Source organism: Pseudoflavonifractor sp. 524-17, from assembly GCF_009935845.1.
Lineage (GTDB): Bacteria > Bacillota > Clostridia > Oscillospirales > Oscillospiraceae > Pseudoflavonifractor_A.
This window is the reverse complement of sequence record NZ_QWEK01000027.1, coordinates 34,667-57,895: the sequence shown is the minus strand read 5'-3', so window position 1 is coordinate 57,895 and position 23,229 is coordinate 34,667. Positions and strand designations below refer to the sequence as shown.

Below are 23,229 nucleotides of genomic sequence, written 5' to 3'. Positions count from 1 at the left end.
CAGAAAGATGAGATGAAAATAGTATGAATGACACCCTAACAGCCTTTTTGCGGTCATGGTTAGAAAAGGACAGCAATGTGACCTCTACAGAAGAGATCCTGTCTTGGGTGGCACGGCGCAATGCCGATACGGCGGTGGAGATACATAAGATCCCTTTAGAAGAATGCGCCCCGTGGTTTTATGACTCGGATGAGGGCTGTATCTGCAATGAAAACCGCAGCTTCTTTTCCATCGTTGGTTTTCAGAGCCGCAGCTTTGAACAGCCTATCATCCTTCAGCAGGAAATCGGCTATTTGGGGATCCTTTGCAAAGAGATCAGCGGTGTCATGTACTTTCTCATGCAGGCTAAAATTGAGCCAGGGAATGTAAACTGCGTCCAGATCTCTCCCACTATCCAAGCCACCAAAAGCAACTTCACCCAGAAGCACGGCGGCAAGCAGCCACCCTACCTGGACTACTTCCTGAACGCCTCTAAATATGAGATTGTGGTGGATCAGATTCAGTCAGAACAGTCCTCGCGGTTCTATAAAAAGCGTAACCGGAACATCCTCCTCCGAGTGGAGGAAGACATACCAGTTCTGCCCAGCCACCGCTGGATGACTTTGGGACAGATCAAACGGCTTATGCGGGAGGACAACCTGGTAAACATGGATACACGTACAGTGCTGTCCTGCATTCCCTTTTCCAAGCTGTACCTATTCCCAAGAGAACTGCTGGATTTGTCGGAGAGATTTACAGACAAGGCTCTATTCCGCTCGGTGTTTCTGGGGGAGGAGGGAAACTGCCTGCCCCAGCTTTACCACTACATCAACAATCAAAAGATGTTCACAGAGGCAAAGCCCCGATTAGTCCCATTAAGTAAACTGAAGCATTGGGAGATGCGGGACGGAGAGATGCTCTGCGCACATCCCTATCCTTTTAAAGTGGTGTTCTGTGACATTGCCATTGAGGGCCGTGAGGTTCGCAGATGGACGCAGCCTCTGTTTGAAGCCAACGGCATCGCTACCTTCGGCCTTGTCTGCTGTGAAGAAAATGGCCGGCTGAAATTCCTTGTCCGAGCCGCCCAGGAGGCGGGGTGCTTTGACGGTTTGGAGCTGGGCCCCACAGTGCAGCAAGAGGGAGTGGCCAGCTTTCAAGAGGCCGATGAGATTACTCGCTTCTTTTGGGACAAGCTCAACAAGGGCTGCGGCGTCCTTTTCGACCATCTGCTCTCCGAGGAGGGCGGACGGTTCTACCATGAGCAGAACCGAAATGTGCTGTTGCGGGTGGACAAGGGTGAACTGCCGCCCCTGCCGGCGGGATATTTCTTGCTGGACTACAAGATGCTGAATGAGCTGGTACAGGTGAACAATATTCTGAACATTCAGCTAAGAAATTTGTTGTCCTTATTGGAGGTGTAAGTATGACGATTCGAATCGGAATCATCTGCCCGTCCAACATCGCCTATCGGCGCTTTCTCCCGGCGCTGAAGAAATGCGAAAACTTCACTTATGTAGGTGTGGCCTATGCCACGGCGGAGGAGTGGTTTGGCAGAGACGTTGAGGGAAACGACGCCAGTGTGCTGCTCAAAGAGAAGGAGAAGGCGGAGGGCTTCGTCAAGGAGTTTGGTGGGAAGGTGTTTCAGGGGTATGAGGAGTTGTTGAGTACCCCTAAGATCGACGCAGTCTATCTCCCCCTGCCTCCGGCGCTCCATTTCAAGTGGGCGCAAAAGGCGTTAGAGAGGGGGAAGCACGTCTTTGTAGAGAAGCCAAGCACCACCTGCGCAGCGGATACAGCGGGGCTTGTGGAGTTAGCTGACGCGGCGGGCTTAGCACTCCACGAGAATTATATGTTCATCTATCACCGGCAGATCAGCGAGATACAGTCTGTCATTGCCTCCGGGGAATTGGGAGCGCTGCGGCTCATCCGGGCGTCCTTTGGGTTCCCCTTCCGAGGCGCCCAGGACTTTCGTTACAACAGGGCGCTGGGCGGCGGGGCCCTGCTGGACTGCGGCGGCTATACGCTGCGGCTGGCTCGACTGCTGCTGGGCGATACAGCAAAAGTAGTGGACGGCTATCTCTCGGAACATAACGATTTTGGTGTAGATCTCTATGGGAATGCTGTCCTACGCAATGAGGCCGGCCTTACGGCCCATATTGCTTTCGGTATGGATAATAGCTATCAGTGTCAGCTGGAAGTTTGGGGGAGCAAGGGCTGCCTGATGGCGGACCGGGTGTTTACACCCCCGGCGGACTTTGCGCCCAAACTTGTGGTACAGACGGGTGGAGGCTCCCGAGAGATTGCGGTGGAGCCGGATGACCAATTTTACCACTCACTCCAGGTCTTTGCCCGCTGTGTCGCGGAAGTTGATTTCCGAAAGGAGAGATATGAAGAGCTTCTGCGGCAAATTGAACTTGTCAGCCAATTGGAACAAATGAGATGAGGTGTTAAATTTATGAAGATAACAGAACTGGAGCTGCCTGGCGTACGGATTTTAGAGCCCCAATATTTTGAAGACTTCCGCGGCTATTACTGTGAGACATATTCCAAGCGGACAATGGCTCAACATGGGATCGAGACTATATTTGTTCAGGATAACCACAGTTTATCGCTGAAAAAGGGGATAATCCGCGGGATCCATTTTCAGAACAACCCCAAGCCGCAGATAAAACTTGTCCGTTGCACCAGGGGCCGTGTTATGGATTTTGCGGTCGATCTCCGGAAAGACTCACCTACATTCAAGAAATGGGTCAGTGTCGAGCTGACAGAAGAGAACCACAAGCAGATCTGGATCCCATCTGGATTTGGCCATGCCTTTATTACGCTGCAAGATAATTGTGAGGTGCAGTACAAGGTAGATGAGCTGTATTATCCAGAATACGACCGTGCTATCGCTTGGAATGATCCAGAAATTTCTATTGATTGGGGTACTATGGATCCAATAATTTCTCAGAAAGATACCAAGGCGCCTACATTGGCGCTGAGCGATGTAAACTTCACAATGGAGTTGAATGGATGAAAAAGGTAATCATTTCTGGCGCGGCGGGATTTATCGGCCAGGCACTTGCAAAAACCTTGTTGGCAGACGGTGTGGAGGTCTATGGCCTTTGCGCAACTCCGGAAAAGTTGGGCGAATTACGAAGCAATCCTAACTTTCACCTGATACAGGTAGAGTTTCAGGCGTATGAACAGCTGGCGCAAAAGGTAACGGAACGCGACTTCGATGTGTTTTTTCACCTCGCGTGGCAGGGCTATGGAAAGGCGACAAACGACTATCGCGTACAACTCCCCAATATAAAGTATGCCTGTGACGCCGCGTATGCAGCAATAGAACTCAGATGTAAGCGGTATGTTTTCGCTGACTCCAGTCATGAATACTTAAAATCACCAGACACCAGCGGAATAGTCAGGGAGTGCAGTATTTATGGAACGGCAAAAAAGGCTGCTAGACAGATGAGTCAGGTGATCCTTCACAATGGCGGAGTCGAGTTTGTGGGCGTCTTGTTTACGAATATCTTTGGCGTGGGAGATCACTCCAACCGCTCTACTAATGTGATGCTTCGCAAGTTGATGAGCGGACAAGATTTAGATTTGATTAAGGGGGAAAATCTGTACGACTGGACATACATAGATGACTGTATTGGCGGCGTGATCGCAGCGGCCCAGTTAGGCAAAAGCCACACGATCTACTATGTGGGCAGCAGGCAATTACGTCCATTTTATGAGATCATTACCGAGATGCGCGATGCTATTAGGCCTGCGGCAAAGCTGAATTTTGGCACTTATCAGGACAACACATTTATTGACTACAGGGATATTGACACCTACGCATTATATAGCGATACGGGTTACCTACCGTCCGCTATATTTAAAGAAAGTATTGAAAAAACGGCGGACTGGTTGAAAAAAATGCAAGAGTAAGACTTTATTGGAGGAATTGCAGTGTACGATGTTATCGTTGTCGGGGCTGGATTCTCTGGCAGCATTTTCGCCAGGAGATTGGCTGAAGAAAAGGGGCAGCGGGTGCTGTTGGTGGAACAGCGCCCTCATATTGCCGGTAATATGTACGATGAATTGGATCAATACGGAATCCTTGTGCAGCGCTACGGACCACACTTGTTTAGTACAGACAAATACTGGATTGTAGAATTTTTGGAGAAATATGCAGAACTGGTTGTCCATGAAACTAAGATTTTGAGCTTTATTGACGGAGAGTATGTCCGCCTGCCGTTCAATTTCCGTACGCTGCAGCAGCTGGTAACACCTGCGAAGGCTGAGCCATTATTGAAGAAATTCCGTAGTCTCTTCCAAGGAAGAGATCGTGTATCCGTATTCGAGCTAATTGAGCATTCAGATGAAGATATTCGCAACTACGGAAATCTGCTTTTTGAAAAAGCCTATCGCACGTATACGGCTAAAATGTGGGGGCTAGAGCCAGAGCAGATTGATCGAAGTGTGCTAAACCGAGCTATGATGTCTCTAGGGTATGATGAGCGTTACCAGAATAAAGATTTCCAATATCTGCCTAAGTACGGCTTTACAAAGCTCTTTGAACAGATGCTGGATCACTCGAATATCACCATTAAGCTTAATTGTGACGCCTTAGAACATATAACACTTGACTATGAAAGTGGCGATGTGCTGTTTGATGGGAAAAGATACAATCAGATCGTGTATACTGGAGCAATTGACGAGTTATTTCAGGAAAAGTATGGTCAACTGCCATATAGGTCGTTAAACATTGAGTATCGCTATGAGAGGCATGAAAAGGGATTTTCCCTTCCTTGTCAAGTCATATCCTATCCCCAGGCCGATGGCTATACAAGAGACACAGAGTATAAGCAAATCAACTATCTGGATGCCTTGGATACGCCGTACACTGTGATTGCCCGGGAATTTCCTCTCCCGTACAATAAGCATTCGGTGCAGGGAAACGTACCCTATTATCCAGTGATTAATCAGGAGAATCTAGCTCGTTTTTCACTCTATGCCGATGAGGCGAAGAAGTTCTCCAATCTGTTCCTGTGCGGGAGGCTAGCCGACTACAAATATTATAATATGGATCTTATTATTGAAAATGCTTTTGAAAAGGTGGAGACACTTTACAAAAAGTTAAGCCTATAAAAAGGAGAAATGATGACATGAAGGGGATTATTCTTGCTGGAGGATCTGGAACCCGGCTCTATCCAATTACAAAGGGAGTTTCAAAGCAAGCCCTTGCGATTTATGATAAGCCGATGATCTATTATCCCCTGTCTACCCTGATGCTGGCAGGTATTCGAGAGGTGCTCATCATCTCCACACCCAAGGATATCTCGGTCTTTAAGGATATTTTGGGAAATGGCGCCCAGCTGGGAATGCGGTTTGAATACGCGATACAAGAGCACCCTAATGGTCTGGCGGAGGCGTTCGTCATTGGAGAAAAGTTCATAGGTAACGACAAAGTAGCCCTGGTATTAGGGGACAATATTTTTTATGGAGGCGGTTTTTCCATAGTGCTGGAAAAGGCAGCTGCACTGGAGAGGGGGGCCGTCATTTTCGGATACCCCGTCCATGACCCCTCGAGCTTTGGGGTGGTAGAGTTTGACAAGGAGGGAAATGTGCTCTCCCTGGAGGAAAAACCGCAAAAGCCCAAGTCCAAGTATGCGGTGCCAGGCCTCTATTTTTATGATAACCAAGTGGTGGAGATCGCCAAGCATGTGAGGCCCTCTTCTCGGGGAGAGCTAGAGATTACCGCAGTAAACAACGAGTACTTGCGCCGGGGACAGCTAAAAGTTATAAGATTCTACCGGGGTATGGCTTGGCTGGATACGGGAACTTACGACGGGTTACAAGAGGCTTCTCAATTTGTGAACATCATTCAAAAACGTCAGGGAATGTATGTGTCCTGCATTGAGGAGATTGCCTATCGGCGAAGATTCATTAGTAAAGAGCAGTTGCTTAGGCTTGCTGAATCGTTGATGAAAACGGAATATGGACAGTATCTCAAAGAGATCGCAGAGGGAGAAGAAATATGAGAAAGCTGTTGGTTACCGGAGGCGCCGGATTTATTGGCTCAAATTTCATCCAGTATTTGCTGGGCCGGAAGCAGGAAATTGAACTGCTGGTCAATCTGGACCTGCTTACATACGCAGGAAATTTGGAGAATCTGAAGTCTGTGGAGCATGACCCACGTTATTGCTTTATCCAGGGAGACATCCGAAATCGGGCGTTGGTAAGAAAGCTGTTTGATGAGTATGGCTTCGATACCGTGGTTCACTTCGCCGCTGAGTCCCATGTGGATCGGAGCATTGTGGAGCCGGAGCTTTTTCTGACCACCAATATTGTGGGAACACAGACGTTGCTGGACGTTGCAAAAAATTATTGGAAGATCCACCCAGAAGACAAATATTCCCGGGAATATAGGCCGGGTGTGATCTATCTCCAAGTCTCCACAGACGAAGTCTACGGTGCTTTGGGCAGGAATGGGATGTTCACCGAGACCACGCCGTTAGCCCCCAACAGTCCCTACTCGGCCTCCAAGGCCAGCGCCGACCTTATCGTCCGGGCCTACCACGAAACCTACGGACTGCCGGTGAACATTACCAGATGCTCTAATAACTACGGGTCCTACCAGTTTCCAGAGAAATTGATCCCGCTGATGATCCACAATGCGCTCTACGATAAGCCGCTTCCTGTGTATGGAGATGGAATGCAGATACGGGACTGGCTGCATGTAAAAGATCACTGTGCCGGCATTGTTGCAGTGCTGGAAAAAGGTGAGGTCGGCGAGGTCTACAATATTGGTGGTAACAACGAAAAGGCGAATCTAGAAATTGTACGGCAAATCCTCAAAGAGCTGGGTAAGCCAGACAGTCTCATCACCCATGTTCAAGATCGCCCAGGCCACGACAGAAGATATGCCATTGATAATACAAAAATAACAACCCACCTGGGATGGAAGCCATCCTATACCTTTGAACAGGGTATGGCAGAGACTATCCGCTGGTATCTGGATAACCTTGACTGGGTCGAGCATGTAACCAGTGGAGAGTATCAGAAGTATTACAGGAAAATGTACTTATTAGACACTTAAAAAGTGAGATTTGATAAATATGTTAAGGTACATTGTTTTATAGCCGCAGATAATGTTCCATTATAAGGAGGTGCTTGCATGGCCATTTCCTTATTCCCTCACAATCAGGAGGCATACGAGGCCGTATTATCTATGCTCTCCAAAACAGGAAAAGCCTGTGTTATTCACCCAACTGGTACAGGGAAATCCTTCATTGGATTCAAATACTGTGAGGATCACCCAGAGCAGCGGATTTGTTGGCTCGCTCCATCTGAATATATTTTCAAAACCCAATGCGAAAATCTGATTGCAACAGGGGCGGCAGTTCCGAGCAACATCACATTTCTGACCTATGCAAAACTCAATATCATGACCCAGGAAGAAACCGCAAAATTGCGGCCCGATATGATTTTGCAGGATGAGTTTCATAGAGCTGGGGCACCAACATGGCAGTTGAGTCTGACTCGTTTCTTAATGTCATATCCACAGGCGAAACTGCTTGGCTTTTCCGCAACAAATGTGCGGTATCTTGATAATCAGCGCGACATGGCGGAAGAAATATACGACAACTGTGTAGCATCAAAAATGACGCTGGGTGAGGCCATTGTACGGGGAATACTGAATCCTCCTACTTATGTGACATGTCTTTATTCATATCAAGAAGATCTGAAGCAGTTGGAAAATCGAGTCCACCATGCAAAGTCTAAAGCGGTGCGTGACAGTGCAGAGGAATATCTGGAAGCACTGCGGCGGGCGTTGGCAAAAGCGGATGGATTAGAAGAAATTTTCCACAAGTATATGAGCACTTACGATGGAAAATACCTTGTGTTCTGCGCAAGCAAAGAGCACATGGATCAGATGCTTGAGAAAGTTGCAGAGTGGTTTTCAAAGGTAGATGCTGCTCCCCATATCTATGTAGCTTATGCGGATGACCCCAAGACCGAAGCGGCATTCTGTGAGTTTAAGCGAGATGAAAGCGCACACCTTAAACTTCTTTTTTGTATTGATATGCTTAACGAAGGGGTCCATGTAGAGGACGTAGATGGTGTAATCTTGTTTAGACCTACAGTTTCTCCGATTATCTTTAAGCAGCAAATTGGCCGTGCACTCAGTGCAAAGAAGGATAGAAACCCAATTATTTTTGATATCGTCAACAACTTTGAGAACCTCTATAGTATAGGTGCCATTGAGCAGGAGATGAGGGATGCAGTAGATTATTTTCAAAGCTCTGGAGAAGAAAATAAGGTTGCCACGGAACATTTCCGCTTGATCGACGAGGTACGAGATTGCCGCCGATTGTTTGATGAGTTAGAAGAGACACTTTCCGCCTCTTGGGATACAATGTATGGATATGCAAAGCAATACTACCAGCAATTTGGAAACTTGGAAATACCAAAACAGTATAAAACATCAGAGGGGTACTCGTTGGGGATGTGGATACTTACTCAACGGCGTGTCCGAGCAGGGAGTGTTCATGGAACGCTTGGTGAAGAAAGGATCCAAAAGTTAGACGCTATCGGGATGGTATGGAAACACTTTTCGGATATATCCTGGGAGAGAAATTTGGCAGAAGCGATTAAATACAGAGAAAAATACGGTGACTTGCTTGTTCCGCGTACCTATATTTCAGAAACAGGCGTTCCGTTAGGTGCGTGGGTTGCCAGGCAGAGACAGGCTCGAAAAAATAGTAATCAGCGGTATATTCTCACAGAAAAACAGATTAGGCAGCTCAATGAACTAGGCATGGTGTGGGATGTTGCAGATGAGCTATGGGGAAAATATTATGCGGCTGCACAGAGTTACCATGATAGTTTTGGAAACTTGGATGTACCAACTACTTATATTTCTGCAGAAGGAGTTAAGCTGGGCGAATGGATTTCAAGAATCCGAAATAAACGTGATGGAATGTCTCTGACAGAGGGACAGCGTCAGAAGTTGGACGCCCTGGGGATGCTTTGGGAAAGCAAGTTTGACCAGATGTGGGAGGAAGGTTATCGCCATGCTGCAGAATATTTTAAAAAGAACGGAAACTTAAACGTTGCTACTATGTTTTGTGCGGAGGATGGTTATGCGCTTGGACGCTGGGTTGCGCGTCAGCGCAAGGTTTTTCTGAAATACAACAACGACCGCCTTGCAAGGTTAAGGACAATCGGGATGATTTGGGAGAAGGAGGACTCTTGGACTGTGCGGTATCGACTTGCAGAGCAATACTACAAGGAACATGGGGATTTGAAGATTCCTGGCGGATATGTAATGAATGGTGTCTGGATAAATAAATGGCTCTCTGAGATGCGGAAAAAATACAGAAATGGGCAACTGACTCAAGCGCAAATATGCGCGTTAGAGCGTCTTGGCATGGAATGGGATAGTAGAGCAGAACGTGATTGGAATATGCGGTATCAATTAGTAAAGGCTTATTATGACAGACATGGCAACTTGAAGTTTCCGCACGATACACAGGAGTATCGGCAACTGGAAGCGTGGCTCGACCGTCAGAAACGTAGCTATGAGTCAGGAAAGCAAAGCAAAGAACATTTGGAAAAACTCAAGCAGATCGGTTTCAATCCTGAGGCATATCAGTCTAAAATAAGGCGTCCCAAAAAGTCAGCCGCATTAAAGTCTACTGAGGTGGCTTTATGATTCGTGAGAACCAGCGACTATTGAATCGGCTGAATGTCTTGAGTGACGGAGTGCTGATTTATCTAATGCTTCCAATGGCATACTGGCTACGTTTCCATGTGATGCCAAATGGTGTTGTTACTGTTCAACTGACCAACTATTTGCGTATTGGTATTGTTATTACCCTCATTCAGTTGTTTACATATGCCGCACTTGGATTATATCAATCATCTCGAAAAACGCGGATACGCGACGAAGCGACCAAATTACTGCACGCCGGTCTGTTGGATATGCTGATTTTGCTTGGTTGGCTATTTGTAGGGCACCAGACAGATTACTCCCGTTGGGTACTTGCTTTGTTTTTTTCTTTGAGTGTTGGTACGCTTATACTCAAACGGATTATAGTTCGTAAAACACTTTGGAGGATTCGTAGAAGTGGAAGAAATCAGAAGCATGTACTGATTGTAGGCAACGGACAGGTTGCGAGGAAATATCTTGCGACAATTCAGGCGAATCGAGAATTGGGATATCAAATTGTCGGATATATTGGGAAAAGAGCTGCTCTTGGATTTAATATACCTTACCTTGGCGGATATGAAGCGCTGGAAAAGATCTTGGAGCGCACACAACCTGAGGAAGTAATTTCGGCCATCGAGATGTCAGACTATGAGCTGACGCCACATATTATTGAGTGTTGTGAAAAAGCAGGAATAAAGCTATCCATTATTCCGTTTTATGCGGATTATATGCCTGCACATCCTCAATTTGATGATCTTAATGGAATACCGCTTATGAATATCCGGCGCATTCCATTGGACAACTTTGCAAATGCGTTTATTAAAAGGACAATCGATATTATTGGTGCTTTGCTAATGCTTGTTTTAGGTTCCCCATTATTGGTAATTTCAGCTGTTGGCATCAAGATTTCTTCTCCCGGCCCAATTTTGTTTCGGCAGGTTAGGGTAGGCCGGAACAGAAAACAGTTTACACTTTTGAAACTGCGGACTATGAAATTAAATTTAGAAGAAGCCTCTGCGTGGAGCAAACAGGAAGATGGCCGCCGCACAAAATTCGGCTCCATTCTTCGTAAACTGTCCATCGATGAGCTGGTCCAGGCAGTTAATGTACTCAAGGCTGACATGAGTTTAGTAGGACCACGGCCGGAACTTCCCTATTTTGTAGATCAGTTTAAAGAAGAAATACCGCTCTATATGGTACGTCATCAGGTGCGTCCCGGCATTACTGGCTGGGCGCAAATCAACGGCTTTCGGGGCGACACGCCAATCAAAGAACGCGTAGAGCATGACATTTATTATATTGAGAATTGGAGTCTGTGGTTCGATATTAAGATTCTGCTGGCAACAGTATTGCATGGGAAGTTTATCAATGATGAAACACTGAACATATAACAAAAATAAGGAAGCGATTACTTGAAATACAAAGCATTATTTACAGCATCGACATATTCTCACATAAAGCATTTTCATCAGCCATATTTGAGGGAGCTTCAGCGTATGGGCTGGGAGGTGGATATTGGGTGCGCCGGAGCGCCAGAGCAGGTGCCTTATACAGATAAATCTTTTGATCTCCCTTTCAAAAAGCGGATGAGTTCTGTACATAACTTGCAGGCATTGAGGATGCTTCGGCAGATTATTTACATACGGGGTTATGACCTGGTAGTGACTCATACTTCTCTTGCGGCGTTCTTTACGCGCCTGGCAATTAAAGGTATGAGACCTCGCCCGAAGCTGGTCAACGTAGTACACGGATACCTGTTTGATGATAGTACACCAGTTATGAAGAGAAATTTGCTGCTAGGTGCTGAACGTTTGACGGCTCCAGAGACGGATTTTTTGCTGACTATGAACCAGTATGACTATGAGATTGCGAGGCGATATCAGCTGGGAAAACGGGTTGAGATGATACCTGGTATGGGCGTAGACTTCGTTAAACTGGATGAGGATAGTAAGAAAGACACAGGCATTTCGAGGAATACACTGGGGATTTCAGAGAATGCATTTGTGCTGATATGCGTCGCAGAGTTTTCGAGGAGAAAAAGTCAGAATGTGCTGATTCAAGCGATGAATTATTTGCCGGAGGACACGGTGCTTATACTGTGCGGAAGCGGCACAGAGCTGGGGCGATGCCGTGAGCTAGTGGAAGGCTCAAAGTTAGAGAGACGTGTGTTGTTTCCTGGGCAGGTAGAGAATGTAGCTACATGGTATAAAACTGCCGACATCGCTGTGATGGCCAGTAGAAGCGAGGGACTGCCTTTCAATGTGATGGAAGCTATGTATTTAGGTCTGCCGGTTGTGGCAAGCAGAGTCAAAGGGCATATCGACTTGGTGGATGATGGCGTGACGGGTTTACTCTATAGCTATGGTGATGCCAAGGCATGCGCTGACGCCATAAGATATCTCATAAAATCACCCCAAATATGCGCACAGTTTGGTATGAAAGCCAGAATTGCTGTTGCTCAGTATACATTGCAGGCTGTGCTGCCTAATGTATTGTCTCAGTTCGGCGAGGCGTTAGCCCCTATAGCAGTAAATGCAAATTCTACGTCTTTATGAATGAGGATAAACAGAAATATAATTATCTCTTATATCAAGAATTTTCAGGAGGGAATCAAGATGAAATGGGTTTTGTCTGCGGTATTGCTGCTGCTATTTTATAGTGTACCCCTATCCCTGACAACGAGATCCGCTGCCTATTCGAGCCGTTTTACCGGCCTGACTTCTCCCGCAGCAGTGAGAGCGGGGGTAACGGCCTGGGCCTTAGTGTATTTGACAAGGGCATAATAATACGGCACTTAAAGAATGGAGCCAACCTACACGAAACCGCCGCTATTGGGGAATGAACAGCACCCCATTTGTTAGACAGTATGGTATACTACTAACAAGTGGGGTGATTTATTATGCTAAAACGTCTTTGACAATGGTATAATGCGAAGTAAAAATTTTTAGATTTTCCAGTGTATCACGCGCTCGGTGCTGGTAGCCTCAATTTTGGAAATCAGCGTATCCACAACGCGCCGTTTGTCGTCAAAACTAACCTCGTCCCAGTTTTTGAGATAGCCGGATATGCTATCAAGCTGAGAGGTTGAAACAGAATTAGCGGTGAGGTCGGCCACCAGCTTTAATTGCTTTTGCCGCTCCGCGTCCAATTCTTCAATGCGGTTATTTGCGTACTGTAACAAGAGCGGGTTTGCTCCGGTCAGCGTGTCAATCAGCTTTTCAATCTCGCTTTCAATTTTGGCAAGTTTGGCGCGGGCGGCGGTCAGCTTTGGATTGTAGCCCTCCGCCTTGCCGCCCCTCAGCGTCTGAAATCCCCGCATCTTCTTTACCATTTCATCATACACCGATTTTTCCAGCTCATGCCGTGTCAGCGTTCCGGGCCCCGGACAGCTCTTGTTTTCCACGCGCTGTCTGCATCTCATGTACGTCACCCCGTTTGCGGCGTTCAGCCCCACTAAAGCATACCCACAGCACCCACACTTGATTTTCCCCGCCAACCATGTATTATGGCATTTCCGGCCATTCTGGAACGTGGTATTTTGGGATAGCTTGTGCTGGACGTTCAGCCAGAGCGTCGAGGGAATACGGCCCTTGTGGGGCGCAATCACCAAAATATTCTCCTCCCCCTCCCGGCCCTGGTATAAGTAACAGCTATAATCGCCCGTGAACAATTCCGGCGGACTTTCGATTTTCGCGCCCTGTGCCTTGAAGTGTTCATAAATATCCATGTCGGCCTGGACGTAAACCGGGTTCCGCAGGAGCTGCGCCAAAAATCCCCGTTTCAGCGTTTTCCCGTATACTTGAATTTCATTCTCGGTGAAATACCGGGTAATATCGCCGTAGGAGGTTTCGGGCTCCGCATACATTTCATACATCAATTCGGCGTATTTCATCTCGGCGGTTTCAATCAGCCGTTTTGTTTTGATACCGTCCATCACGATGGGCTCCGTGTCAAAACCGTATGGAGCGCGGCCCCGCATATAGTAGCCCTTGGCACACCGGGAATAAAAAGCATCCGTCACGCGCATCTGGATGCTTTCCCGTTCCAGTTGGGCGAACACGATGCAGATATTGAGCATCGCCCGGCCCATCGGGGTTGACGTGTCAAACTTTTCGGTGCAGGAAACAAATTCCACGTTGAACTGCTTGAACAACTCCATCAGCTTTGCGAAATCCACGATGGAGCGGCTGATCCTGTCCAGACGGTAGACAATCACCCGCCGGATAAGCCCGGTTCTGATGTCTTTCAAGAGCCGCTGGAAATCGGGCCGTTCAATGTTTTTGCCGGAGTATCCTTTGTCCGCCAATGTCAAGCACGGAACAAAAATTAAATGTAAATAAACTATGAACGTTTCCGAATGGCTTCAACTGCGGGACTACTCAACCTCAGTATCAAAACACTTGGTATATCTGCTAATTAAATCTTCCAGCGCAGTGTGCCCGTTCTCGCAAAGGCGGTTCAGGTTTGTTTGATTAGCAATACTGGTGTCGTGAATCAGAATCCCCAGCAGCCGAAGGGCCTCAAGCACCGTCCGCCGGTAGTGGTACTCCAGTTCACGCCGGTACAGCCACCGGAGATTTCCATTACAATTTCCCGCGTGTTTCTGTGCATCCACCATCAAACTGAGCGATGCGAGGATGCTGCAAACCCGCTCCTGACAGGCGGCTTCTGTCGTATCGGCAAATCGAATGTCCATGATATTTCACCCCAGTTTTATACGGATTAAGGGCCTCTCCGTCCAAGTTTGTGGATGGGGAGGCCCCTGTTTTGACTATCTGTAAGCTGTCCTGCTTGCTTTCACCAACTCATGCAGTATCTCTGTGGCCGTCTGCGGAGTGGTACCATCGGCACAGACTATCTCAACAAACAGATCCTCCAGCCAGCGCAGATAAGCGTCCGTTTTGCCCACGTCCCGCTCCAGGCGGGAGAGGTTTGCTACCAGCAGAAAGTCAATGTCCCCAGCGGCCACCGCGCCGGAAACCTCGGCCAGCCCACGGCGGGAGAAGTCTAATCCGCTGGCCTGTTCAGCAGTCGTACCCACAACCTCAAAACCGTGTACTTCCGCATATGCCTCCAAGCTGGCCTGTTGAGCTGCCAGCACATGTGCGTCAGAGTACGCGACCCTGCAATAAATCCAGGCTCTCTTACGCTCCATCCTGATGATCTCCCTGTAAATCAAGCATCAGCTTTTCCAGCTCGTCCCGGTAATTCCAGACGGTTTCAATCCGCCCGCCGGGGTGGATACGGACCTCTTTCAAAACGTCCGCCGCAATCTCATCGGTCATTTCCCCTACCTCCAGATACTTCCCAAAGACAGAAACAAAGCCGTTCCGCAGGCTGCCGTCCGTCCCCATATTCTCCAGCGCGGCCTCCAGCTCGCTGATTCTGGCGGCGGTATCGTCCCGCTGTTTTGCGGCGGAGGCTTTGGCAGCAAGATATTCTGTCTTGCTGATCTCGCCCAGCGCAAAGGATTCATAGAGGCCGCTGACCTGCTGGGAGAGCCGCTGGTGTGTCTCCCGCAGTCCGGCGAGGTTTTTCTTCACAGCGGAACTATCCTTTTTCCTCTCTTGGTGCTGTTCCTCCCATAGCCGGCTCAACTCCACCGCCATCAGCGCCTGCACATGAAGCCCCTCGGTTACGGTTTCCAGAATGTCAGCTTCCGGTATCCTGTCCCTACAAGTATAGGCAGCGTTCATGCGGGGGGTACGGCACACGAAGTATGGCGCTGGCCCCTGCACCCGGCTCATGGCATAGCCGCAGGCTCCACAGCGGATTTTCTTCTGCAAGGGATGATTCTGATTTCTGACCGCGCCATGTTCAGCGGCCCGTATCGCTGCCTGTGCGCGGTCAAATTCTTCCCGCGTTACAATGCCCTCGTGGGTATTCTCTACAACGATCCAGTCCTCCCGGTCAACCCGGACCACATGGGCATGACCAATCCGGTCGCGCGTGTGCTTTCCGTAAACTACCCTGCCGGTATAGCGTTCATCCCGCAAAATACCGTAAATCAAACTGCCTGTCCAAAAGTTTTCGTCAAACAGATTGTTCCATTTGATACGGGGGCATCCAGCCGCCCGCTTGTGAAGCATGGGAGTCGGTACGTCCTCAGCGTTAAGCTGCCTCGCAAGCTGTTCTTTCTTCTGACCGCTTGCAGTCAGAAGAAAGATCCGCCGCACCGTCTCCGCCGCCTCCGGGTCAATTACAAGGCGGTTTTTATTGGATGGGTCCTTGACATAGCCGTAAGGGGCAAAGGAAGACATAAAATCCCCCCGCTGGGCGCGGAATTTCTTTGCGCTGCGTACCTTCCGGGACAAATCCCGGCTGTACAGGTCGTAAATCAGGGCTTTGAATGACGTTTCCAGGCTGTCAATATCAGCGGGCCGGATGCTGTCAAAGCCGTCGTTGACGGCGATGAACCGCACCCCCAGGAAGGGGAACACGCTGGAAATGTAATTGCCGACAGTGAGATAATCACGTCCAAACCGGGATAAGTCCTTCACCACGATACATTGGATTTTCCCCGCCCGCACCTGGGCGATCATCGCTTGAAAGCCGGGACGCTCAAAGTTTTTGCCGCTCCAGCCGTCGTCACAGAACTCGATTACATTGCTATCCGCCAGCTCCGGGGTTCGGCGGATAAAGGCTTCCAGCAAATTTCTCTGGTTCGTGACGCTGTTGGATTCGGTCTTTCCGCTTTCGCCTAAATCGTTGTCCTCAGCGGACAGCCGGATATATTTGGCGGTCGTACCGCTCATGCGGACACCGCCTCTCCCTCCGCCGCCAGAAGCCGGAGCAGGGCGTTGTATTCATCCCGATAGCGCAAGGTAATCGACACATGGTCATCTGCGTCAATCTCCACCCGCTCAATGAGCGCGTGGGCCATGGCCTGCGTCAGCGCCTGTTCTTCCTTAAACCGGCCGCAGGCGGTAAGCCAGGGATTTTCCACGGTCTGCCGCTGTTCGTCCTTCTGCCGCTGCTCCAGCTCATCCAACCGGGCCTGGGCCCGCTCCATATCAGAGCGGTACTGCCCCTTCAGTTCCGTGTACTCCCGCTCTGACATCAGCTTGCCGGCGTAATTCTGATACAAGCTGTCATAGAGCATTTCCGCACGGCTGAGGGCCTGTTTCGCGGCGGCGATCTCCCGCTTGACCGCCGCCTCCCGGCTGGCCGCTTTGGGGGATTTGCTGTACTGGCGCACCCGCTTATCCAGATTTTCCGCCAGCGCAATCTCCCGCTGTAAGGTATCCCACAGAATTTCAATCAGCTTGGCTTCATGGAAATACTTCTTGGGGCAGGAAGCGGGATCGTTGAAATGAGACTGGCAGATATAGACGTAGTAGCGCCGCCCCGTGCTGCCGTTCACGTTTTTATACCGCACCAGAGGCCGCTTGCAGTCCGCACAATAGACCAGCTTTCGGAGCATATTGGGAGTGGTCCCCAGCGCGTCATATTTCCCCTGCCGCTCATGGTAAGCGGCCCTGGCTTTCTCAGCCATCTGCTGAACCGCTTGAAAGGTCTCCTCATCCACCAGCGGCTCATGGGTATTGCGGACAATCACCCACTCGGATTTCGGGACACGGTAGGGCTTCCGGCCCTCGGAGAACCCGGAACGCTTCCGGCCCTGCACCGTATGGCCCAGGTAGACCTCGCTGGACAATACGTTCTTGACGGAGCATACGTTCCAAACCGCACTGGCATAGCGTTCCGATTTGACAGTTCCTTTCAGGTAGTGATACCGGGCGGGGGAAGGGATGTTCCGCTCATTTAACCTCCGTGCAATATTCTGATAGCTCATGCCGGAGAACCGCCATTGAAAGATTTCACGGATTATGGGCGCGATTGACCGATCCGGCTCAATCCGGTGATGGTCATCCGCGCACTTTTGATAGCCGTAAATCGCCCATGCGCCGATAAATTCCCCGTTTTGCTGTTTTGCCGCGAATACAGGCAGCAGCTTTCTGGAGATGTCCTTGCTGTAGACCTCGTTGATGATGTTTTTCAGCGGCACAATATAGCCGTCCTGGGACCGCTCGGCGGTCAGGGTGTCAAAGTTGTCGTTGACGGCGATAAAACGAACGTCCAGCAACGGGAAAATCCGCTCCAGATAGCTGCCGGTTTCCCGGTAGTTGCGGCCAAACCGGGATAAATCTTTGACCACAATGCAGTCCACCTTGCCGGAGCGTACATCCTCCATCAGCCGCTCAAACTCCGGACGGTCGAAGTTGGTCCCCGTCCGTCCGTTGTCGCAGTAGAGGCCGCAGAACTGCATATCCGGCTGGCTGTCAATGTAGCTCTGAATCAATTCCCGCTGATTGATAATCGTGTCCGCTCCCGGCTTTCCGCTGTCCTCCACCGACAGCCGGACATAGCCGCCCGCCTGATACACCCGCTTGGGCTTCTCTGCGGGGGCAGTTACCGGCAGGACGGGATTGACCTTGCGTTTGGTCCGCGCCATGTCAGACCGCCTCCCTTCCGGGAAGGGTCTCCCGGGCCTGCCGCAGAAGGTCCATCTGCCAGGAAAATTCATCCTGCCAGCGGTAGACGATCTCCACCCGGCGGTCACGGAAAATCAAGACGCGCTCCATCAGAGAAACGATCATCGTGCGGTCCAGAGCGTCAATGTTCCGGTGCTTGCGAAACTGCCCCATCCAGCCCCGGCCCTCAGAGAGATTGCCCATTTCCCGGCTCATTTCCTCCTGGATGGCCCCGGCCTGTTCCTCCGCCCCGGCCCGGCGGCGGGAGTAGGTCTTTCGCAAATCCTGGTACTCGTCCCTATCAATCACGCCGTCCTGGAGGCTCTCATAGAGGGACCGCAGAAGGGTCTGCCAGCGGTCAGCCTCCGCCTGTTTCTTCTCCAGGCGGTCCCGGAGCTTCCGCACACCCGCCTGCTGAAGCTGGGCCGTGTCCGTCAGCTCCAACAGATTGGAGAGGTCGATCACGTCCTGAATGTGCTTTTTCAGAGCCTCCAGCACAATTTCGTCCAACGCCTCCACCCGCAGGGAGTGGGCAAAGCAGGTCTTTTCGTTCTTGTGGGCGGCGCAGACGTAATACACATACTTCTTTTTGCCGGAGGAAACGGTCTTTCGGATCATGGCCCCGCCGCACTCGCCGCAGAACACCAGGCCGGAGAACAGTTCCACCGCCCTGCCGCTGACGCTGGTGCGGGTGTCCAGGGCAAGCACCTTCTGGACGGTCTCAAAGTCGTAGCGGTCAATAATGGCCTCGTGACAGTGCTCCACTACCGCCCATTCCGCCCGGGGCTTCACCACCAGCCGCTTCACCCGGTAGCTGGGCGTAGTGACCCGCCCCTGCTCCAGCACACCGATGTAGACCGGATTTTTCAGAATCCGCAGCACCATTCCGGCGTCCCATACGGACTCCTCTTTCAGCCGGAAGGAGGTGGAGTAGCGCAGCCCCTGGGATCGCTTGTAGTCCATGGGGGTGGGGATGCCGGAGGCGGTCAAACGGGCCGCGATGTCCCCGGCGCTGACGCCCTCCAGCTTCCACCGGAACACGTCCCGCACCACGCCGGCGGCGTAGTCATCCGCCAGCAGGCGGTGACGGTTCTCCGGATCCTTCCGGTAGCCGAAAACAGCAAAAGAGCCGATGAAATCTCCGCGCTGGCGTTTGATTTCAAGCTGGCTCCGTGTCTTTATCGAGGTATCCCGGCAGTATGCCTCGTTGATGAGGTTTTTGAAGGGGATGACCAGCTCGTCGGATTCCGCGTTGCTGTGCAGACTGTCATAGTGGTCGTTGATTGCGATAAACCGCACACCCAGGAAGGGAAACAGCTGCTCCAGATATTCCCCCACCCCCAGGTGGTCCCGGCCGAACCGGGATAAATCCTTGACCACGATGCAGTTGATTTTGCCAGCCTTGACCTCCGCCATCAGCTCTTGAAAGGCCGGCCGGTCAAAATTGGAACCTGTGAATCCGTCATCCACCTTCATGCCGCACGCCCGCAGTTCCGGGTGGCGGGCCATGTAGTCCCGGATCAAATCCTTCTGACCCGTGACGCTGTTGCTTTCCTCTTTGTCGCCATCCTCTCGGGACAGGCGCACATAACCGCAGGTATTCCATACCTGTTCTTCGGAAATTTTCATGTTCTTCTCTCCTAATCGTTAAAGTCAATCAGCAAAACACTCTAACAACCAGGGGAGCGCCGGTCTGTCCTGTTGCCGCCATGTTAACATAACATTCCGGCGTTGTCCAGCGTGTTTTGCAAAAAAGTTTGTATCAGCATTTGGAGCGCAGGTAGGAGAGCATCCGGTCCTCTAAGGTCACGTCCGTGTCTACAAAGCTGACCTTCACCACATACTTTCCGTGCCGGTAGCAGTAGGGGTTGCCGATCTGGCGCACAAAGTCCAGAATCCGCTCCTCCTTGGGCAGCTCGGTGTTGACCTTCACATCCCGAATATCCCGCAGTCCAGCGGGATCTACCGTGCGGATGTCCACGTTCCGCATGGCCTCAAGCTGTTCTCTGCTGAATCCCTGATATTCCATATACTTCCTCCCTAAAAAACCGCCGCAGATTTTTTCCATCTGCGGCGGGATGTAATCAGCCTTTGAAGCGGTAGGGGAGCTTGCGGCCCCCGCGCTGGCGGTTGTACCTGTCCCAAATGACACGGGCGAAGCGGAGCGCCGCTTGGTTGGTGGAGAAGTCAATTTTTCCACGCCGGATGATCTCCTCCGGGGTCACGGCAGACAGCCGCTTGATGAAGGTGCTGTCGTTCAGTTCCGTCTCATAGGTCTTGACAAACAGCGCCATGCCGGAGAGGATCGCGGCTTTGGTAGAACCGGGTGCGCCGCGCCACGTTTTGGCCAGCAAAGCGAGCATCCGGGAAAAGGCCGCGCCGCCCAGGAGCCGGTAGGCGTTGATGAGAGTACGGACGGGGGCAATCTCAAAGGGTTCGCCGGTGGGTTCTGTCAGCGCCCAGGTAAAACCAACTTCCTCCACCAGACGCTTGACCTCCGTGACCTTCGCGTCCGTACCTGCCTCCACCAGCGCCTTGGTATGCTGGCGCAGGGTCAATGGAGCCTTGTCCGTGTCCAGCTTGGCATACATATCCGCTTCTTCCTCATAGGTCATGCCGGTGTGGATGATGCAGGGGACGATTACATCTCCGCCGCCCGCCATCTGGCGCATGGCGGCGATCCGGTTCTGGCCGTCCACCACATTGAATTTACCGTCCCGGAAGCTGACCACCACCGGGGTGAGCTTCCGGTCGTTCCACTCCCGGATAATCTCATCCACCCTCTGCTGCTTCACCGTCCGCTGATAGGGCAGGCCGGAGGTCAGCTGGCTGGTGGAGAGCGTGCGGATCGTGCCGGGATTGCTGTAAGACATTTTGGCAGGAGGCAAAAGCGTCTGCTGTTTCGGTATGGGCCGGGACTGTTTTCTTCGATAGCTCATTTCTTCATACTCCTTTTCATTTGTTTCACTAAATCATGGATAGCGGCGGAGATCGTGCCAAACCGTTTTTGCAGATAATCAAGCTGAACCTGGGATATATCGGGGAAAGCGGCTGCGCAGAAGGGGTCGCTGTACCACGCAAATTCCCGGTGGAATTTTTCGATGAACGAATCCAACTCTGCCAACAGGGAATCCGGGGTATAGCTGCAATCTTTGTTTGGGTTTTTCAGATCGGCGATGGATTCCTCGAACGTTGCGAAATGCTTTCCGCTGAACGAATAGGGGACCGAAAACGGCAGGGCCTCCGCTAGCGGCTCCTCCGGCTGGGCCGGGGGAGCGTATTCATCCACAGTCCGTATCTCGCCCGCCGCCAGCTGGGCCGCCGCTTCCTCCTGCTGTTTTGGCGCGAGGCGGGACAGTTTCAGGGCGGATTTAATGCCGATATCATTGCTTTTCACGATTTTCTTGGTTTCCGGTGTGAGCTTTTTTGCGACCTGGATTTTCGTGCGGATGGTCCGGGGCGCTATCCCCAGCTTTTCCGAGGCGTCCTCTGCAAACGATTTCGTCTCTAAAACGGCGCTGGGGGCCGTTTTAAAAGTCTGACCGTTCCGCATCCCCTGCCGTGTTTCCGGGTGAAGCTGTTCATAAATCTCTTTTCTGCGGGCCAGCTGCTCTCCCTCATCCACACAGTTCAAGCCGCGCCGGATGAGATTTTCGTCAATCTCTGCCAGCTCTGCCTCCAGCCCCTCCAAACCGCTGACCGTGCAGGCGATCTCCGTCCAGCCCAGACGCTTTGCCGCCTCCAGCCGGTGCAGGCCGGCAATCAAAGTATGGGCCCGGTCTACCGTGATGGGGTTGAGCAGGCCAACTTTGGAAATGCTGTCTGCCAATGCCTGCACTCCCTCCGGGTCCGCCTCACGCCGCCCGGCGTTGATCTTGATTTCCCTGATGGAAACCAGCATCCTCTCACCTCCCTGGCCTCCGGCCCATTTATGAGTTGTCCAGATGGAACACCTAAAGTCACAGTTTTCTATGGCGTCAGGTCTTGCATCCGGTTCATTGATTGGGAACTTTGGGAGCGCCCGCGCCGGTCCTGGCTGTGTCCTCATTCTGTGAGGAAATGTGACCGGCGCGGGGTCCCTGATTACCCTTTCTAAAGAATGTGTGCCGTATTTTCGGGCGGCATGACCGCCCTGCTGCTCTCCCCCGGCACGGGAGTATGTAAGCCCGCCTTTGGCTTGGCGGCGCGGTGCCGGCGGACGGTGGCGGCAGGTGACGAATCTGCCCAGACCATTCTCCCAGCATCTCCCTTTTACCCTGCGATACGGGTCGTTGCGGTGCATCCCGCGCCTGCGGCGCGGCCAGCGCCGGACAGCCGCCAAGGTGTCGCTCGTGCCTTTGATACCATCGGTTTGACGGGCCGGGAACGAGGGGGTTCGTTCGCCCCCGGCCCGCAGGCAGTCCTGGCGATTGTGCGGCTCATGCAGGATGCAGCACTTACATACTGAATATGAGCGGGAGCTTGTCCCGCTGTTTGTCAAGGTGCCGGAGTATTTGCGTCAGAGAGCAAGCTGGAAGATGATACTGCTGATTGTGGCCAGATCATCGCCGGTAAGCTGGGCGCTCAATCGAACGAGCAGCTTGACCTGCTTCTTGTTGAGGGCCTTGCGGTAAGGCTGGTAATCCGCTTTTAGCCGGACGCCTCCACCATGGCGGCCACGAACGGTTTCAATGGGATAGGAACACATAAGCAACTCAATGTCGTGCCGGATGGTTTCTCTGGAAACCCCGAACTCACTCGCCAGATTGCCGTATGTATCCTGCCGTCTCAGGCATAATATTTCCAGAATCCTTTGGCGGCGTTCGCCCGCGCTCATGTGTCCACCTCCCTCCGCCGCTCTCTAACCTATCGTAACAGGTAAAGGGCAAGCCTAGCTTGGTATTTAGAAAAATAATTTGAAAAAATTTCACTTCTATCAATGATCATCTCTATTTTTGCAAAAAATATTGTAAACTGTCGAAACCACAAATGCGCCGTTTCTACGGTTATCAGTGGTTTTCTTGTCGAATAGAAAGAGGCCGCTTTCCCTTGTCGGGACAGCGGCCTCTTTCTATCACATGATCTTCTGACGATATTCCACTTTTG

At 51.1% G+C, this 23,229-nt stretch carries 19 protein-coding genes and 1 pseudogene; 10 read left to right on the top strand and 10 right to left on the bottom strand.

Annotation, left to right across the window (positions count from 1 at the left end):
- The first annotated feature begins 23 nt into the window (after window positions 1–23).
- From D1159_RS11165 to D1159_RS11120, 10 genes are all read left to right on the top strand, one after another.
- A complete protein-coding gene (locus tag D1159_RS11165; protein WP_161845737.1) occupies window positions 24–1,400 on the top strand; it encodes an NDP-hexose 2,3-dehydratase family protein in 1,377 nt (458 codons plus the stop codon).
- A gap of 2 nt (window positions 1,401–1,402) precedes the next feature.
- Window positions 1,403–2,422: a Gfo/Idh/MocA family oxidoreductase gene (locus D1159_RS11160; RefSeq protein ID WP_161845736.1), complete on the top strand. Its 1,020-nt coding sequence runs from the start codon at window positions 1,403–1,405 to the stop codon at window positions 2,420–2,422.
- Window positions 2,423–2,434: 12 nt separating this feature from the next.
- Complete coding sequence (gene rfbC / locus D1159_RS11155; protein ID WP_161845735.1) at window positions 2,435–2,998, top strand: dTDP-4-dehydrorhamnose 3,5-epimerase; 564 nt, start codon at window positions 2,435–2,437, stop codon at window positions 2,996–2,998.
- Window positions 2,995–3,900, top strand: a complete 906-nt coding sequence (locus D1159_RS11150; RefSeq protein WP_161845734.1) for an NAD(P)-dependent oxidoreductase — start codon at window positions 2,995–2,997, stop codon at window positions 3,898–3,900. Before rfbC ends, D1159_RS11150 begins: the two co-directional genes overlap by 4 nt.
- Before the next feature lie 21 nt (window positions 3,901–3,921).
- Window positions 3,922–5,103 carry a UDP-galactopyranose mutase gene (gene glf / locus D1159_RS11145; protein WP_161845733.1) on the top strand — a complete coding sequence of 394 codons (1,182 nt, stop codon included), beginning with the start codon at window positions 3,922–3,924 and terminating at the stop codon, window positions 5,101–5,103.
- A gap of 17 nt (window positions 5,104–5,120) precedes the next feature.
- Window positions 5,121–5,996 (top strand): glucose-1-phosphate thymidylyltransferase RfbA, encoded by an 876-nt coding sequence (rfbA, locus tag D1159_RS11140; protein ID WP_161845732.1) that lies wholly within the window; start codon window positions 5,121–5,123, stop codon window positions 5,994–5,996.
- On the top strand, window positions 5,993–7,054 hold the full coding sequence (rfbB, locus tag D1159_RS11135) for a dTDP-glucose 4,6-dehydratase (protein WP_161845731.1): 1,062 nt from the start codon (window positions 5,993–5,995) through the stop codon (window positions 7,052–7,054). Before rfbA ends, rfbB begins: the two co-directional genes overlap by 4 nt.
- A 78-nt stretch (window positions 7,055–7,132) precedes the next feature.
- Complete coding sequence (locus tag D1159_RS11130; RefSeq protein ID WP_161845730.1) at window positions 7,133–9,673, top strand: Helicase associated domain protein; 2,541 nt, start codon at window positions 7,133–7,135, stop codon at window positions 9,671–9,673.
- A complete protein-coding gene (locus tag D1159_RS11125; protein ID WP_161845729.1) occupies window positions 9,670–11,061 on the top strand; it encodes an undecaprenyl-phosphate glucose phosphotransferase in 1,392 nt (463 codons plus the stop codon). The genes D1159_RS11130 and D1159_RS11125 overlap by 4 nt, the downstream gene beginning before the upstream one ends.
- Before the next feature lie 21 nt (window positions 11,062–11,082).
- Complete coding sequence (locus D1159_RS11120) at window positions 11,083–12,225, top strand: glycosyltransferase (protein ID WP_161845728.1); 1,143 nt, start codon at window positions 11,083–11,085, stop codon at window positions 12,223–12,225.
- A gap of 389 nt (window positions 12,226–12,614) precedes the next feature.
- On the opposite strand, the pseudogene D1159_RS11115 reads toward D1159_RS11120, so the two are convergent.
- From D1159_RS11115 to D1159_RS11070, 10 genes and pseudogenes are all read right to left on the bottom strand, one after another.
- A pseudogene (locus tag D1159_RS11115) lies at window positions 12,615–13,970 on the bottom strand (recombinase family protein); the annotation flags it as partial.
- Between the two features lie 75 nt (window positions 13,971–14,045).
- On the bottom strand, window positions 14,046–14,366 hold the full coding sequence (locus tag D1159_RS11110) for a hypothetical protein (RefSeq protein WP_161845727.1): 321 nt from the start codon (window positions 14,364–14,366) through the stop codon (window positions 14,046–14,048).
- A gap of 75 nt (window positions 14,367–14,441) precedes the next feature.
- Window positions 14,442–14,825, bottom strand: coding sequence for a recombinase family protein (locus D1159_RS11105; RefSeq protein WP_161845726.1), 384 nt, complete (start codon window positions 14,823–14,825; stop codon window positions 14,442–14,444).
- Window positions 14,815–16,425, bottom strand: coding sequence for a recombinase family protein (locus D1159_RS11100; protein ID WP_161845725.1), 1,611 nt, complete (start codon window positions 16,423–16,425; stop codon window positions 14,815–14,817). The genes D1159_RS11105 and D1159_RS11100 overlap by 11 nt, the downstream gene beginning before the upstream one ends.
- The gene (locus tag D1159_RS11095) at window positions 16,422–18,125 is read right to left on the bottom strand and encodes a recombinase family protein (protein ID WP_161845724.1); all 1,704 of its coding nucleotides are present in this window, start codon (window positions 18,123–18,125) and stop codon (window positions 16,422–16,424) included. The genes D1159_RS11100 and D1159_RS11095 overlap by 4 nt, the downstream gene beginning before the upstream one ends.
- Before the next feature lies 1 nt (window position 18,126).
- Window positions 18,127–19,773 carry a recombinase family protein gene (locus D1159_RS11090; protein WP_161845723.1) on the bottom strand — a complete coding sequence of 549 codons (1,647 nt, stop codon included), beginning with the start codon at window positions 19,771–19,773 and terminating at the stop codon, window positions 18,127–18,129.
- A gap of 133 nt (window positions 19,774–19,906) precedes the next feature.
- The gene (locus D1159_RS11085) at window positions 19,907–20,173 is read right to left on the bottom strand and encodes a DUF6870 family protein (RefSeq protein ID WP_161845722.1); all 267 of its coding nucleotides are present in this window, start codon (window positions 20,171–20,173) and stop codon (window positions 19,907–19,909) included.
- Window positions 20,174–20,228: 55 nt separating this feature from the next.
- Complete coding sequence (locus tag D1159_RS11080) at window positions 20,229–21,083, bottom strand: DUF6551 family protein (protein WP_161845721.1); 855 nt, start codon at window positions 21,081–21,083, stop codon at window positions 20,229–20,231.
- Entirely contained in the window at window positions 21,080–22,045 is a 966-nt protein-coding gene (locus tag D1159_RS11075) for a ParB N-terminal domain-containing protein (RefSeq protein WP_161845720.1), read from the bottom strand. The genes D1159_RS11080 and D1159_RS11075 overlap by 4 nt, the downstream gene beginning before the upstream one ends.
- A gap of 597 nt (window positions 22,046–22,642) precedes the next feature.
- Window positions 22,643–22,960, bottom strand: a complete 318-nt coding sequence (locus D1159_RS11070; RefSeq protein WP_161845719.1) for an HTH domain-containing protein — start codon at window positions 22,958–22,960, stop codon at window positions 22,643–22,645.
- Window positions 22,961–23,229 lie beyond the last annotated feature (269 nt).

What these genes read in the sequence shown, in the direction of transcription:
- D1159_RS11165 (WP_161845737.1), top strand. Translation starts at nt 24, where the DNA reads ATGAATGACACCCTAACAGCCTTTTTGCGGTCATGGTTAGAAAAGGAC.
- D1159_RS11160 (WP_161845736.1), top strand. Translation starts at nt 1,403, where the DNA reads ATGACGATTCGAATCGGAATCATCTGCCCGTCCAACATCGCCTATCGG.
- rfbC (WP_161845735.1), top strand. Translation starts at nt 2,435, where the DNA reads ATGAAGATAACAGAACTGGAGCTGCCTGGCGTACGGATTTTAGAGCCC.
- D1159_RS11150 (WP_161845734.1), top strand. Translation starts at nt 2,995, where the DNA reads ATGAAAAAGGTAATCATTTCTGGCGCGGCGGGATTTATCGGCCAGGCA.
- rfbA (WP_161845732.1), top strand. Translation starts at nt 5,121, where the DNA reads ATGAAGGGGATTATTCTTGCTGGAGGATCTGGAACCCGGCTCTATCCA.
- rfbB (WP_161845731.1), top strand. Translation starts at nt 5,993, where the DNA reads ATGAGAAAGCTGTTGGTTACCGGAGGCGCCGGATTTATTGGCTCAAAT.
- D1159_RS11130 (WP_161845730.1), top strand. Translation starts at nt 7,133, where the DNA reads ATGGCCATTTCCTTATTCCCTCACAATCAGGAGGCATACGAGGCCGTA.
- D1159_RS11125 (WP_161845729.1), top strand. Translation starts at nt 9,670, where the DNA reads ATGATTCGTGAGAACCAGCGACTATTGAATCGGCTGAATGTCTTGAGT.
- D1159_RS11110 (WP_161845727.1), bottom strand. Translation starts at nt 14,366, where the DNA reads ATGGACATTCGATTTGCCGATACGACAGAAGCCGCCTGTCAGGAGCGG.
- D1159_RS11105 (WP_161845726.1), bottom strand. Translation starts at nt 14,825, where the DNA reads ATGGAGCGTAAGAGAGCCTGGATTTATTGCAGGGTCGCGTACTCTGAC.
- D1159_RS11100 (WP_161845725.1), bottom strand. Translation starts at nt 16,425, where the DNA reads ATGAGCGGTACGACCGCCAAATATATCCGGCTGTCCGCTGAGGACAAC.
- D1159_RS11095 (WP_161845724.1), bottom strand. Translation starts at nt 18,125, where the DNA reads ATGGCGCGGACCAAACGCAAGGTCAATCCCGTCCTGCCGGTAACTGCC.
- D1159_RS11090 (WP_161845723.1), bottom strand. Translation starts at nt 19,773, where the DNA reads ATGAAAATTTCCGAAGAACAGGTATGGAATACCTGCGGTTATGTGCGC.
- D1159_RS11085 (WP_161845722.1), bottom strand. Translation starts at nt 20,173, where the DNA reads ATGGAATATCAGGGATTCAGCAGAGAACAGCTTGAGGCCATGCGGAAC.
- D1159_RS11080 (WP_161845721.1), bottom strand. Translation starts at nt 21,083, where the DNA reads ATGAGCTATCGAAGAAAACAGTCCCGGCCCATACCGAAACAGCAGACG.
- D1159_RS11075 (WP_161845720.1), bottom strand. Translation starts at nt 22,045, where the DNA reads ATGCTGGTTTCCATCAGGGAAATCAAGATCAACGCCGGGCGGCGTGAG.
- D1159_RS11070 (WP_161845719.1), bottom strand. Translation starts at nt 22,960, where the DNA reads ATGAGCGCGGGCGAACGCCGCCAAAGGATTCTGGAAATATTATGCCTG.